Source organism: Nisaea sediminum, from assembly GCF_014904705.1.
In the GTDB taxonomy this organism is placed as follows: Bacteria; Pseudomonadota; Alphaproteobacteria; order Thalassobaculales; family Thalassobaculaceae; genus Nisaea; species Nisaea sediminum.
In genome coordinates, this window is record NZ_JACZCQ010000004.1 from 1 (window position 1) to 14014 (window position 14014).

Annotated in this window: 12 protein-coding genes; 8 read left to right on the forward strand and 4 right to left on the reverse strand. The window is 60.0% G+C overall.

What is annotated here, in order from left to right:
* The first annotated feature begins 290 nt into the window (after window positions 1-290).
* Genes IG122_RS09065 through IG122_RS09075 form a run of 3 tightly spaced genes read left to right on the forward strand, consistent with a single transcriptional unit; the run spans window position 291 to window position 2657 of the window.
* The gene (locus IG122_RS09065; RefSeq protein WP_193182721.1) at window positions 291-929 is read left to right on the forward strand and encodes a sterol desaturase family protein; all 639 of its coding nucleotides are present in this window, start codon (window positions 291-293) and stop codon (window positions 927-929) included.
* Entirely contained in the window at window positions 926-1432 is a 507-nt protein-coding gene (locus IG122_RS09070; protein WP_193182722.1) for a hypothetical protein, read from the forward strand. Before IG122_RS09065 ends, IG122_RS09070 begins: the two co-directional genes overlap by 4 nt.
* Window positions 1407-2657 (forward strand): DCC1-like thiol-disulfide oxidoreductase family protein, encoded by a 1251-nt coding sequence (locus IG122_RS09075; protein ID WP_193182723.1) that lies wholly within the window; start codon window positions 1407-1409, stop codon window positions 2655-2657. The genes IG122_RS09070 and IG122_RS09075 overlap by 26 nt, the downstream gene beginning before the upstream one ends.
* A gap of 22 nt (window positions 2658-2679) precedes the next feature.
* Here IG122_RS09075 and IG122_RS09080 read toward each other — a convergent pair whose 3' ends face one another.
* Window positions 2680-3120 (reverse strand): baeRF12 domain-containing protein, encoded by a 441-nt coding sequence (locus IG122_RS09080; RefSeq protein WP_193182724.1) that lies wholly within the window; start codon window positions 3118-3120, stop codon window positions 2680-2682.
* A gap of 284 nt (window positions 3121-3404) precedes the next feature.
* On the opposite strand from IG122_RS09080, the gene IG122_RS09085 reads away from it, so the two are divergent.
* From IG122_RS09085 to IG122_RS09100, 4 genes are all read left to right on the forward strand, one after another.
* Window positions 3405-5096, forward strand: a complete 1692-nt coding sequence (locus IG122_RS09085) for a methyl-accepting chemotaxis protein (protein WP_193182725.1) — start codon at window positions 3405-3407, stop codon at window positions 5094-5096.
* 115 nt (window positions 5097-5211) lie between these two features.
* Window positions 5212-6066 (forward strand): hypothetical protein, encoded by an 855-nt coding sequence (locus tag IG122_RS09090; RefSeq protein ID WP_193182727.1) that lies wholly within the window; start codon window positions 5212-5214, stop codon window positions 6064-6066.
* A gap of 682 nt (window positions 6067-6748) precedes the next feature.
* Entirely contained in the window at window positions 6749-7216 is a 468-nt protein-coding gene (locus tag IG122_RS09095) for a RidA family protein (protein WP_193182728.1), read from the forward strand.
* Window positions 7217-7291: 75 nt separating this feature from the next.
* Window positions 7292-8464: a GNAT family N-acetyltransferase gene (locus tag IG122_RS09100; RefSeq protein WP_193182730.1), complete on the forward strand. Its 1173-nt coding sequence runs from the start codon at window positions 7292-7294 to the stop codon at window positions 8462-8464.
* A gap of 188 nt (window positions 8465-8652) precedes the next feature.
* Here IG122_RS09100 and clpA read toward each other — a convergent pair whose 3' ends face one another.
* The 3 genes from clpA to IG122_RS09115 form a co-directional block, all read right to left on the reverse strand.
* Window positions 8653-11193 carry an ATP-dependent Clp protease ATP-binding subunit ClpA gene (clpA, locus tag IG122_RS09105; protein WP_226893462.1) on the reverse strand — a complete coding sequence of 847 codons (2541 nt, stop codon included), beginning with the start codon at window positions 11191-11193 and terminating at the stop codon, window positions 8653-8655.
* A 6-nt stretch (window positions 11194-11199) separates the two neighbouring features.
* Window positions 11200-11526 (reverse strand): ATP-dependent Clp protease adapter ClpS, encoded by a 327-nt coding sequence (gene clpS / locus IG122_RS09110; protein WP_193182732.1) that lies wholly within the window; start codon window positions 11524-11526, stop codon window positions 11200-11202.
* A 271-nt stretch (window positions 11527-11797) separates the two neighbouring features.
* Window positions 11798-12328 (reverse strand): phasin family protein, encoded by a 531-nt coding sequence (locus tag IG122_RS09115; RefSeq protein ID WP_193182734.1) that lies wholly within the window; start codon window positions 12326-12328, stop codon window positions 11798-11800.
* Between the two features lie 424 nt (window positions 12329-12752).
* Between IG122_RS09115 and IG122_RS09120 the strand changes: the two genes are divergently transcribed.
* Window positions 12753-13988 (forward strand): D-alanyl-D-alanine carboxypeptidase, encoded by a 1236-nt coding sequence (locus tag IG122_RS09120; RefSeq protein ID WP_319024849.1) that lies wholly within the window; start codon window positions 12753-12755, stop codon window positions 13986-13988.
* Window positions 13989-14014 lie beyond the last annotated feature (26 nt).

Consider the following 14014-nt stretch of genomic DNA (forward strand, 5'->3'; position numbering starts at 1 on the left):
CCCTGGCCCCCCGCCTCCCAAAAAAGGCCCCCCGCGCCCCCGTCCCCGCCCCCCTCTTCGCTTTTCCAAGCATGCCACTTGTATCCGCGCATGTGCTTTTGCACATTGTCTCATAAGTGATGTGGTTGCGACGAACTTGAGAGATTCGACCACTCCGTAGCGAGTTCAGTAGGAGACCAGATATCCTTATAGCCGGCATCATCCTGCTTGTTGCTCTTCTGATGATCTTCGTCGAGCTTAAGGCCCCCGGTCGCACATGGCCGTCGGTGCGCGGATGGTGGAGCCGAGCCGTGGCTTTCAACCTCGTTCAGGCGTCCATGGTCTATGTTGCGGGCGCGACCTGGGATCGCTGGCTTCCGGGGCTCGCCGCCTGGCAAACCGACGAGCTTTTCGGGATGGAAGGCGGTGCGGTCTTCGGCTACCTCGTGATCACGTTCATTTACTATTGGTGGCACAGGGCCCGTCACGAGGTGGCGCTGTTCTGGCGGGTGTTTCACCAGATTCACCATAGCCCACAGCGGATCGAGATAATCACCAGCTTCTATAAGCACCCGGCTGAAATCGTCGTGAACAGCCTGCTGTCCAGCCTGGTGCTCTATGCCCTCTGCGGGCTCTCGCCGGAATCAGCAACGCTTGCGGTTCTCCTGACCGGACTTGCCGAACTGTTCTATCACTGGAACGTTCGCACCCCGTATTGGCTCGGGTTCTTCGTGCAACGTCCAGAAAGCCATTGCATCCACCACCGTAAGGGCTGGCATCGACAGAATTATTCGGACCTGCCGCTCTGGGACATTCTCTTCGGCACTTTCAACAATCCGAGGCAGTTCAACGATGCTTGTGGATTCGAAGCGGACCTCGAACAAAAGGTCGGGACGATGCTGCTTGGGGCAGATGTCCATGACGGATCAGCGAAAGGCCGCCGGCAATGATCCGGCGCTGGGCCGGCCCCACACTGCTGTTTCTTCTCGGCATCCTACAGATGACCGGCGATCTTGCCGGTTCACCGGTCGCAAAGGCGATCGGGGCGGCAACGGCCGCCTCTCCGGCTCCAAAAGTCTTCACTGCTCACGAGGGATTTGAAACCTACTCCTCAACATTCCACATTTCGTGGTTCGACAGGTCAGGCACCAGGCACGAGTTGCAGATTACGCCGGAGACCTATGGCGGTGTGGTCGGCCCCTACAATCGCCGCAACGCCTATGGAGCAGCGTTATCTTATGCTCCTGTCCTGCAATCCAATCCGATGACCCGTCCGCTTCACGACAGCGCTATACGATACACATTCTGCGGATCGTCAAAGATCCTCGAGGAGATCGGGATCGACAGGACCGATACGACCGGCGTCTACACCGTGCTCCTGCGCCCGCGTCAAATCCTGCCATCGGATCATTATTGGCGCCTGAGTTATGAGGTCGATTGCCGTGGAGAATAGTTGGACAGGCGGTCAGTACAGTCTTTTTCGGGTCCTCTTCGGGGTCTACCTGTTCGTACATTTCGGCTATCTCGCCGCGTGGGCGCCAGAGCTGTTTTCTAGCGCGGGGATGCTACCCAATGCATCGCTCAGCCCGCTGATCTCGGCTTTTCCCAATATTCTCGCCATCATCGATACACCGGGTTTCACCATCGGGCTCTCTCTGACCGCCGCCATTGCAGCACTGTTTTTCGCCATCGGCCGTTTCGACAGATTGGCTGCGATCTACATGTGGCTGATTCTCGCCAGTTTCCTCGGACGGAATCCGCTCATCACCAATCCGGCGATACCCTATGTCGGCTGGATGCTCCTCGCCCATCTGCTGCTCCCCCGCGCACCATATGGCTCTTGGATTGCCCGTGGACGAACGGATCCAGACGCTGGATGGCGTTTCCCCCCTGCGCTCTTCCTCGCGGCCTGGGCCATCCTTGGCCTCAGCTACAGCTACAGCGGCTACACGAAGCTCCTGAGCCCCTCCTGGGTGAGTGGGGAAAACGTGGCCTACGTGCTGACAAATCCGTTGGCGCGGGACTGGTGGTTACGTGATCTGTTTCTTGCCGCACCTCCGGTTCTGCTGAAAGGGCTCACCTGGTTTATTCTCGCTGTGGAACTGCTGTTCGCGCCGCTCAGCCTCTCGCGCCGATTCCGGCCTTGGCTATGGGGAGCAATGCTCTTCGTCCAGGCTGGATTCGCACTGTTGCTGAATTTCCCGGATCTTACCCTCGCCATGCTCCTGTTCCATCTCTTCACCTTCGACCCGGCTTGGGTGAAGCCGCGGGACATGACTGGAACGACCGTATTCTATGACGGTGGATGCGCACTCTGCCACGGCAGCGTGCGCTTTCTTCTTGCCGAAGAAAGAGCTGGTAAATTGACCTTTTCGCCACTTGGCAGTGCGTCGTTCATGGCGCGTGTGAGCAAGGCGGAAAGGGAACATATCGGAGACACCTTCGTCGTCTTGACCGGTTCAAACGAACTCCTGACTGAATCGGACGGTGTCATTCATGTTCTCAAGGGCTGCGGCGGCCTCTGGAGCCTGATCGCGGCCGGACTCGACCTGCTGCCGAAAATCGCGAGGGATTTCGGATATCGCCAGATCGGAAAGCGCCGGTACGCTTTGTTTGGCGGCAAGAACGAACTCTGCCCCATCGTCCCGGAACGCTTCCGGTCCAGAATACTTGCATGAACGTCGCTACGACACCTACCGCTCAGAGGCGAGTGAGCGCCTGCTCGATCTCGTTGACCGGCAAATGGGTCAGGTCCTTGTCGAGTTCCTTGCGAAGTTTGGCTTTGACTGGCTGGCTGTAATGCGACCTCAAACTACCGAGTGTCCTCGGATCCGCAATGACCACGAGATCGTCGAATTTCTTGGCCAGCGCCCAGTCATTGAGCTTCGCGGCCGTCTTTTCCGCAAAATGCTGCTTCTCGAGCACATGCCAGTTCGTTGCTTCTACGGCGCTTTTTTGACCGCCCGAAGGATCGTTAAGGCGGCCCGGCCGATCAGTGCCCTGCAAATGGTCTGCGGGATTGCTGGTGCGTTCGTTGTCAACCACGCGCAGATCGATCAGATCGGCATCGCCGTGGTTCTCGTAGACGACAAACCGTTCACCGTCGGCCACCAGAACCCATGCTTTATGCGCTACCTGCATTCCAATCCCCCTTTCTCGTTCTCACGCTCGCCATGATGGCGAAAAATCACTCTCCTATAATTTCTATATAGTGTCGCCCGGACGAGCCGAGATAGGTCATCTCGCCGCAGAGCGTCACGCCCAATGAAATCTGGCCCCGGCCAATCAACCATAATGAAAAAGAAAATATTTACGCCAGCATGATGAATTCTGGCCCATTTAACAAAATATACTCCCATTAGCCGTTCTTTAACCGAATAACTGCATAAGAAGGTTAATTAGGTTTTTCTTTCGGAGCTCTCCAGATGGGACTCGACCGCCTCTCCTTCGCGCAGAAGATCGGGCTGATCATTCTGCTTGCAGCATTTGCCATGGCCCTTCAGATCGGCGTCACGCTCTGGATCAAGCGCGGCGACCTCTATGACGAAAGAACGCGCGAAATCAGATCCGTTATTGAGATCGCGGTGTCAGAGGCGCTGACGCTCGAAGCAAAAGCGGCGGCCGGCGAGTTAACCCGCGAGGAGGCGATGAACCGTTGGAAGACAAGCCTCGTCGGACAACGGTTCCGCGAAAACGAATATCTGTTCGCGGTTCAGTTCGACGGAGTCATCTTTGCGCACGCCATCAAGCCCGAACTCGACGGCAAAAATCTTATCGATTTCGAAGATCCGACCGGTTTCAAGCTGTTCGATGCAATGATCAAGGTCGCCAAGGCCGAACCCGAAGGAGGCACGGTCGCTTACATGTGGCCCAAAGCCGGGTCGGACGAACCGGAACCCAAGCTATCCTATGTCAAACCCATCGCTCCCTGGGGTATTCTCGTCGGAACCGGCGTTTACATTGACGACATAGACGCCGCGCTTATGGAGTATGCCCTGCGCGCTGGAGGCATGACCGCCGGCATTCTGGTCGTGATGATCCTGATCGGGCTCACGATCTCTCGCGGCATCACCGGCCCGATGGAAGCACTGCGCCGGACGATGTCCGAACTCGCGGCGAACAATCTCAACGTCGATGTGCCGGGCATCGATCGCCGGGACGAGGTCGGTGCGATGGCAAAGGCGGTTCAGGTTTTCAAGGAGAATGCCGCGCGCGTCGCCGCGCTCGAGGAAAGCCGGGCGGAGGATGCCGAAAAGGCCGAAGCCGAACGCCGTCGCCTCCTGCAGGAGATCGTCAGGGAACTTGAAAGCTCGATCGGCCGCGTGACCGGCGAGGTCCAGAACTCGGCGGAAGCCGCCCGACGCTCTGCCGCCGACATGCAGCAGACAGCAGCCGAAACCGCAGACAGCGCACGAGAGGCCGACAGCGCTGCGCAAAATGCGTCGCAAAGCCTGCAGAGCGTGGCGGCGGCAACGGAAGAACTGACAAACTCAATCGCGGAAATCGGCCGGCAGGCCGACCAATCCGCCTCGATCTCCCGCGCGGCGGCGACCGAAGCCAAGGATGCCAACGCCAAGGTCACCAGCCTTCAGAGCTCCGCAGAGCGGATCGGCGAAGTCGTCAGTCTGATCAATGACATTGCCGAGCAAACCAACCTCCTCGCGCTCAACGCCACCATCGAGGCGGCCCGGGCCGGGGAAGCGGGTAAAGGTTTCGCCGTCGTCGCAAGCGAGGTGAAATCGCTCGCGAACCAGACCGGCAGCGCGACCCAGGAAATCGCCGGGCAGATCTCCGCGATCCAGCAGGCAACCAAGGAAGCCGCCGAGGTGATCGGCAAGATCGTCGGCACGATCCAGAATATCGACGAGACCACATCGGCGATCGCCGCTGCGGTGGAAGAACAGTCTTCCGCCACCCGTGAAATCTCCGGAAACGTGGAGCAGGTCTCTCATGCGACGGACACCGTCACTTCGAACATCGGCCGGGTGAACATGGCGGGCGAGCGCTCGGACAAAGCCGCGCACGAACTCTCCGGCGTCACAGACAAGCTCGGCAAGCAGATCGGCTCGCTCAAGGAGGAAGTCGACAAGTTCGTCCGCCGGCTCAGCAGCACCTGACCATAGCCGAAGTACCGGACGACGGCACGCGCCGTCGTCCGGCATCCTGCCTTGCCTGTCCTGCCGCAGCCTCTTAAAACGCGAACCAGACGGAAATCTTGAGGTTCGCCTTCTCATGGCACCAGCCGTGCTTCTGCCCCTGCAACCGATCCCCCCGGATTCCCGGCAGCGAGAGCTTGCCCGGGAGTTCCTCTCCGACCACGAAAAGCTCCATGCCTATTTCGGGCGGCTGCGGAAGGCCGTCGACGCGGAACTGGCGCCGGCGATGCCCGAATTTGCCGGCAAACCCTATCCGCTCGGCCGCTGCCGCGAAATCAGGGACACACTCTACGACCGGCTGATCGCCGAACTGCACGCGCCGGCATGCGAGACAAGCAGTGCCCTGCGCGCCTTCATCCAGGCCGGCGGGATCGGACGGAAGATCTGGGGCGTACTCCGGGAAAGTTACTTCCAGAACGCGATGCAATTCGGCCCCTGGTATGTTGACGTCTCGAACGACACGGTCAATCCGAACAAACCGCAAATCGAGATCCTGCCTATCGAAGAATCGGGCATGGTCGCGGTCGAGGATTTCTTTCACTTCGCACGGATTGCCAATAGCTATTGGCAGTGCGAGGTCTATGCGAACAGTGTTGCCCCCGGGATCGCTGCCATCTTCCCTATGATCTGCTGCAACAAGGATGGCGCCGCCTGGCTTGCGGTCGCGTCCGATCAGATGATCGCGATGACGCGCTCCCGCGAATTCCGGCCCGCGCTTGAGTTCGTCGAAGGAACGCCGGAACCGCCGGAACCGCTCGCCCGCCTGCTGAAGGCCCGTCTGGCCCGATGCGCTCACGAAATCTTGAGCGAGGAAGGCGACCCACGCGAGGCGATCAAGGCGAGGATCGCTGCTTCATCTTTCAGGGACGAGACCTATTACACGAAGTGTGTCGACGCTTTTCACGCGTTCCAGGACCTTTCCGGCAATTGAACTGCGGTCCGGCGGAAGCGGCGGTCTCAATGGTTCCTGCTCCCCCGTCCCGTTTCACGCAATGACCGAAAGCCTGGAGCAATCCACATCGAGAAACGGCTTGATACAGCCGTTTTTTCAGGATCCTCCTTCGAGGTGAGGCCGTGATCCGGCAGAGCAAAATCGACCACTCCTGCGGCCCAGTCATGCCGATTTCTTGCCACCGACTTTAGCCCGACAACACAGATGCTGTGGAACCCGAAGGCCGATTGAGAATTCGTAAATATCCGTTAACTATTTTTTCTATATTTCAAATACTTTGCGAATTTCGCCGCAAAAATACTTATTGCGGCTCCATATACCCTGAACTACTATATATAGAGTTTCGGAACCAAAAATTCACGGTTCCACCCTAGTTAGCGGACCCGTAGGGGCAGAGCTTCAATCCTTCGGGTTCAGAGTTCCATCGTCCGCCAAACGATGGAAGACTGGGGGAGCGGTTCTCTCCCATCCCCGCTCCCCGATTACCCTGTGAAGCTCCTAAGGACGAAGCCTCTATCGTCCGATCCTGGGTGCGTCATTTACTGACGCACCCTTCTTTTTCGAAAACGTTAGCGACCTTCGGCGCGACTGTCTATGCTTCGCGCCGTTCCTCGCGGACTATTTCTAACAGATCGTTCCAGAATATAGAAGGAGTCACCTTATGGCCGGTTCTATCGACGCGCGCCTGTCCGACCTCGGCATCGAGCTGCCCAATGCCGCCGCGCCCGCTGCCAACTATGTGCCCTATGTGATTTCCGGCAAGACCCTCTATATCTCAGGCCAGGTACCGTTCTGGAACGGCGAACTCAAAGGCGTCGGAAAGGTCGGCAAGGACATGACCGCCGAAGAGGCTCAGAAGATCGCACGGATCTGCGCCCTCAACATCATCGCCCAGGCGAGAGCGGCCTGCGGCGGCGATCTCGACAAGGTCGCCCGCGTGGTCAAGGTCGGCGGTTTCGTCAACGCGACCGATGACTTCACGCAACACCCGATGGTGGTGAACGGCGCTTCAGATCTGATGGTCGAGGTGTTCGGCGACAAGGGCAAGCATGCCCGCTTCGCGGTCGGTGCCGGTTCCCTGCCGCTCGGCGTGGCGGTCGAGGTCGAGGCGGTGATCGAACTCGCCTGATCCGGCTCCATTTGCTTGACGGATCGCTGCGGCGCACAATCTTTCATGAAACACGCCGCACCGAGGTAATACATCGTGCCCGACGGGGAAAACCGGACCGACACACAGGCAGCCATTTCCGTCCTGCGCTCGATTCACGAGATCGCAGCGGCGGATTGGGATGCCTGTGCCGGGCCTGAGAACCCGTTTCTCAGCCACGCCTTTCTCTCCGCGCTGGAGGACAGCGGCTCCGTCAAGGCGGAGACCGGCTGGCTGCCACAACATCTGGTGTATGCCGACGAGGACGACCGGATTGCCGGGATCGTCCCGCTCTATCTGAAAGGCCATTCCCAGGGCGAGTATGTCTTCGACTGGGGCTGGGCCGATGCCTACGAACGGGCGGGCGGCGATTACTACCCGAAACTCCTATCAGCCGTTCCCTTCACACCAGTGACAGGACCCCGGCTCCTCACCCATCCGGACACGGACGCGGAGGCCGTCAGGGACATTCTGATCAGCGGCCTGATCGAGATCACCCGCCGCTTCAACGTCTCCTCCCTGCATGTGAACTTCCTGCCTGATGAGCAGTGGAAGGCCTTCGGCGAGGCCGGTTTCCTGCAACGGGTCGGGCTGCAATATCACTGGCACAATGACGGTTACGCGACGTTCGAAAACTTTCTCGGCGCGTTGTCGTCGCGCAAGCGCAAGGCCATCCGCAAGGAGCGCAAGGCGGCCGCGGAAGCCGGGCTTACGATCCACCGGCTGACCGGCGGCATGATCGAGCCCCGGCACTGGGACGCCTTTTACCGCTTCTATATGGATACCAGCGACCGCAAGTGGGGCTCCGCCTATCTGACCCGTGACTTCTTCGACCTGCTGGGCGAGCGGCTCGCGGACCGTGTCCTTCTGGTGATCGCGGAAATGGATGGCACACCCGTCGCCGGCGCGCTCAACCTCATCGGCGACACCACGCTATTCGGCCGGAACTGGGGCTGCATCGCCGACTTCAAGCTCCTCCATTTCGAGCTTTGTTATTACCAGGCGATCGATTTCGCCATCGAACGCGGCCTCGAATGGGTCGAGGCCGGCGCGCAGGGTCAGCACAAAATCCAGCGTGGTTACCTGCCCCGCTACACTTACAGCGCCCACCTGATCCCGTCGCCGTCCTTCCGGGATGCGGTCGGAGATTTCCTGCGCCGCGAGCGGATGCAGATGGAGTACGAGAAGGACGCACTCGAAAAACAGTCACCGTTCCGTAACGAGACCTGAACGTGGCGCATGGCTGGTCTTCGGTATTTTTGCACCGCAGCATCGAAAGATGCGCCAATATCAGTTTCAGCAAACACGCCGACCGGCGGCCTTACGGCGCCGTCCGCGACATTCAAATAGACTAGGGAGTAAGACCATGGGCGACCGCTTCTGCATCACCCTTCTCGAAGCTGCTGAAATGAACGGCTTCACCAATTCCGAAATGCGCATCCTCGTTGACCGCCACGCCAGCATCGCCGCGAACGTCGACGGCAACTGGCGGATCGATCCGGACGCGCTGAAGTCCGTGCTCCGCGCGAACGACTCCTACCTGCAGGCCGCCTAAGCGTCCCCGGCAAGGAAACACCGAAAAGAAAAAGGACCGCGCCTCGCGCGGGCCCTTTCTTTTTCCTGGAAAACCGGGGCCGCAAACCAGCCCAGTTCGGCTTTTTCTTCTCGCGCTTCGCAGAACCGCCACCGGAGCCCTTACCGCCGTCCTCGTCCGGATAGGAGAAGACCAGCTTGTCCTCCTCCAGGTCGACGCGGACGAGGCCGCCCTTGACCAGCTTGCCGAAGAGCAGTTCCTCGGCCAACGGCTTCTTCACATGCTCCTGGATCACGCGGGCAAGCGGACGAGCACCGTAGAGGCGGTCGTAGCCCTTCTCGCCGAGCCAGTTGCGGGCCGCGTCGCTGAGTTCGATGGTGACCCCCCGGTCGGAGAGCTGCACCTCAAGCTGCATGATGAATTTCTCCACCACACGGGAGATGATTTCCGGCGTCAGGTTGCTGAACGGAATGATCGCGTCCAAGCGGTTGCGGAATTCCGGCGTGAACATCCTGTTGATCGCCTCGGTATCGTCTCCCTCGCGCTGGGTGCGCGCGAAGCCGATCGCTTCCTTGGCCAGATCGGACGCACCGGCATTGGTGGTCATGATCAGGATCACGTTGCGGAAATCCACGCTCTTGCCGTTGTGATCGGTCAGCTTGCCGTGATCCATGACCTGCAGCAGGACGTTGAAGAGGTCCGGATGAGCCTTCTCGATCTCGTCCAGCAGCAGCACGCAATGCGGATGCTGGTCGATCGCGTCGGTCAAGAGGCCGCCCTGGTCGAAGCCGACATAGCCCGGAGGCGCGCCGATCAGGCGCGACACGCTGTGGCGCTCCATATATTCCGACATGTCGAAACGGGTCAGCTCGATGCCGAGGGCATTGGCGAGCTGGCGCGCGACCTCGGTCTTGCCGACACCGGTCGGGCCGGAGAACAGATAGTTGCCGATCGGCTTTTCCGGCTCGCGGAGCCCCGCGCGGGAGAGCTTGATCGCGGTCGCCAGCGACGCGATCGCCGTATCCTGGCCGAACACCACGGTCTTCAGATCCCGTTCCAGGTTCTTCAGCACCGTCTTGTCGTCGGTCGAGACGCTCTTCGGCGGGATGCGGGCGATCTTGGCGACGATCTCCTCGACCTCCTTGACACCGATGGTCTTGCGCCGCTTCGACGGAGCGACCAGCATCTGCGCCGCGCCGACCTCGTCGATCACGTCGATCGCCTTGTCGGGCAGTTTCCGGTCGCCGATATATTTCGCCGACAGTTCGACCGCCGTCTTCAGCGCGTCGTTTGTGAAGCGCACCTTATGGTGCTCTTCGTAATACGGCTTCAGACCTTTCAGGATCTTGATGCTGTCCTCGATCGACGGTTCCTTCACGTCGATCTTCTGGAAGCGGCGCACCAGGGCCCGATCCTTCTCGAAATGGGTCCGGAATTCCTTATAGGTGGTCGACCCGATGCAGCGCAGCGCGCCGGACTGCAGCGCCGGCTTCAGCAGGTTCGAAGCATCCATCGCCCCGCCCGAGGTGGCGCCGGCGCCGATCACCGTATGGATCTCGTCGATGAACAGCACCGCGTCCGGATTGCGCTCGAGCTCGTTGACGACGGCCTTCAGCCGCTCCTCGAAATCGCCGCGATAGCGGGTACCTGCGAGCAGCGCGCCCATGTCGAGCGCGAAGATCTGCGCATTCTCCAGAACCTCCGGCACGTTGCCGTCGACGATGCGGCGCGCGAGACCTTCCGCGATCGCGGTCTTGCCGACACCGGGATCGCCCACATAGAGCGGATTGTTCTTGGTCCGGCGGCAGAGGATCTGGATTGTGCGCTCGACCTCGAACTCGCGGCCAATCAGCGGGTCGATCTTGCCCGCCATCGCCTTCTTGTTCAGATCGACGCAATAGGCGTCGAGCGCTTCATTGCCGCTCTTGTTCACGGTTTCCTGCTTGGCTTCCTCTTCGGCGCCGTCGACCCGGCGGGTTTCCGACTGGCCGTGCACCTTGGCGATGCCGTGAGAGATGTAGTTCACCGCGTCGAAGCGGGACATCTCCTGTTCCTGCAGGAAATAGACGGCGTGGCTCTCGCGCTCGGAGAACAGCGCGACGAGGACGTTGGCGCCGGTCACTTCGGCGCGGCCGGAGGACTGGACATGGATCACGGCGCGCTGGACCACGCGCTGGAAGCCCGCGGTCGGCTTCGCTTCCTCTTCCTCGGTCCGGATCAGGTTCATCAGATCGTTGTCGATATAGCCGGCCAGATCGTTCCGCAGCCGCTCCACGTCGACATCACAGGCCCGCATCACCGCCACGGCGTCCTGGTCGGACGTCAGCGCGAAGAGGAGATGCTCCAGCGTCGCATATTCGTGCTGGCGCTCGTTCGCGAGATCGAGGGCGCGGTGCAGGCTTTCTTCAAGATTTTTCGACAGCATGTCTGATCAAGCCTTTTCCAGAGTGCATTGCAACGGGTGCTGGTGCTGACGGGCGAAATCCATCACCTGCGTTACCTTCGTTTCGGCGACCTCGTACGTATAAACACCGCAGACCCCAACGCCTCGCTGGTGGACATGCAGCATGATCGTCGTCGCCTCTTCCCTATTCTTCGAGAAGAATCTTTCCAGAACGTGAACGACAAACTCCATCGGCGTGTAATCGTCATTCAGCATGATGACCTTGTACATGGCCGGCTTCTTGGTTTTCGGCCGCGCCTTGACCACCACACCCGTATTTGTGCCGTCACCGTTTTTCTTGTCGTCGTCACTCATTCTCAGAACCATGAATGTTCCGCACCTGACGGACAGGCGCTCGAATGCTGCACGAGCTAAATAGGTCTTTCGGGGCCTCGGAGAAGTCCGTGCAGCATCGTACATGAGGCCATAGACAGATGCAGGTAGGGTGACAGACATTTCGTGTCGAGCACAAGATCTTGCAAGGCCAAATCGGCGGCGGAACCACATTCGTTCCGGTATGCACAAACGCGAAGAGCCCGGCCATGACGGCCGGGCTCTCGCATTCGGAACCGATTGAGGCTGCCGATTAGGCGGCGATCGGCTTGGTCAGCTTCTCGAAGGTGCCGGTCAGGCTGTCCTGAATCGGCTTCATCGCTTCGTTCGCGGTCTTGACGGACAGCTCGGAGATCTTGGTGAGCTCCTCAAGCGTCTTGTCATAGCTCTTCTTGGTCACGTCGTTCTGCAGTTCCAGCAGGTCGCTGACGGTCTTGCAGGACATCGCGCTCTTGCCGACCTCGACGGAGGTCTCAACGCTTTCCTGACCGAAGGCATAGAGCTCCTTGCCGATGGTCTCGAAGCCCTTGGACCAGACATTCATCGCCGTGACGTAGGCGTCGTAGTTCGCCTTGCCGAGCGTGGCATATTCGTCATAGCCGCCATAGATGGCCTTCTGGGCCTTCTCCGCATTTTCCTTCATCAGCACGACCGCCTGATCGTAGCCCTTCTGCGCGACTTCCTGGGTCGCCTTCAGAGCGGCTTCGACGGTTTCCTTGCCGGCCGCGACCGATTCTTCAATCTTGTCGGCGGCATCGGCGGAGGTGGTTTTCTTCGCAACCATATTCACTCTCCTTGCAATTCGTTGGCTCTCGTTCGGGCCGGCTCTTCTCGGGGGACCGTCCCTGGGGGATCGCAGGCACGTCACCTGGACATGCAAATCTGTTGATCTTGTCCGCGCACTCATGCTGCACTGCAACACGCCTCTAACATATGAATTGGCGCCATAAGATCAAGAGATTTTTTTGTGCACTGCACAATTTTTTTGACCCGCCCCCTAAAAAGCCTTTCAATCCAACCAATTCGCCAGCAAGAATAGTTTGTTACGATGACGTCAGATGCGACTGTCAAAGCTGCGGGTTTAATTCTAATTCAATTGCTTATGGACAAAAGCTAAGCCCTTACATAAGATTCTGGCGATTTTGTGTATGGCTAACGGCACCATCACCCGAAGGTGCGAGGGGTCTGGGGGGAATATGGCGCGAAGCGTGACAGCACGGGTCTGGAGAGCCGTTTGCGTCCTCGCTTTCGGTCTGGCGATCTGGCTTTCAGCCGGGGTTGCAGAGGCGCGCTACGCCTCCTTCGTGATGGATGCCGACACGCTCGACGTTCTCTATGCGAAGAACGCGGACACGCGGAATTACCCGGCGTCGCTCACCAAGATCATGACCCTCTACATGCTGTTCGACGCGCTCGAGCGCGGCAAGGTCACGCTCAAGACCCGGATGAAGGTCTCGCAGCGCGCCGCCGGCCAGCCAGAGACGAACATCGACCTACGCGCGGGCCAGACCCTGTCCGTCGAGGACGCAATCCTGGCCCTCGTCACCCGCTCCGCCAACGACGCCGCGACCGTGGTCGCCGAGCATCTGGCGAAGAGCGAGGTCCACTTCGCCATCGCGATGACCGAGAAGGCCCGGAACATCGGGATGACGCATACCACTTTCCGCAACGCCTCGGGCCTGCCCAACCGCCGGCAGAAGAGCACCGCGCGCGACATGGCCAAGCTTGGCCTGCGCATCCAGCGCGACTTCCCGCAGTACTATCACTATTTCAAGACCGAGAAGTTCACCTACAAGGGCCGGACCTACAAGAACCACAACAACCTGCTCGGGCGCTATGCCGGCACGGACGGGATCAAGACCGGCTATACACGAGCCTCGGGCTTCAACCTCGTGACCTCCGTGCACAGCAACGGCCACCACATCATTGCCGTGGTGTTCGGCGGGCGGACCGCGAAATCGCGCGACAAGCATATGGTCTCGCTGCTGAACCGCGGCTTCAAGAAAGCCATTCAGATCGCCCGCAACCGGGTACCGGCGCCGATCCCGGTCGCGCGGCCGGAACCGGGCAGCGACGCCCCCGTCACCGTGCAGCTCGCCGCCGCGCAATCGTCCGTCTCCGACGACATCCTTCAGGGGTCCGGCAGCGAGGATCTCTCGGACCGCGACTGGGGCATCCAGGTCGGCGCCTATTCGAGCCGCGCACCGGCCGAACAGATGATCCGCACCGCACGCACGCACCTGAAGAAGGTGCTGGCGGACTCCACGGATTCCGTGGAGCAGATCACCCGCGACCACGGCACCGTCTTCCGCTCCCGCATCTTCGGCTTCACCGAGGCCGACGCCCGCAACGCCTGCGCCATGCTGGTCCGCAAGCACGTGCCCTGCGTGCCGGTCCCGGGCGAAACCGGCGAGGAAGTCGCCACCATGCCGACCGGCGGGTAAGCTCCAAGAAAAGCGCCGCCCGGATG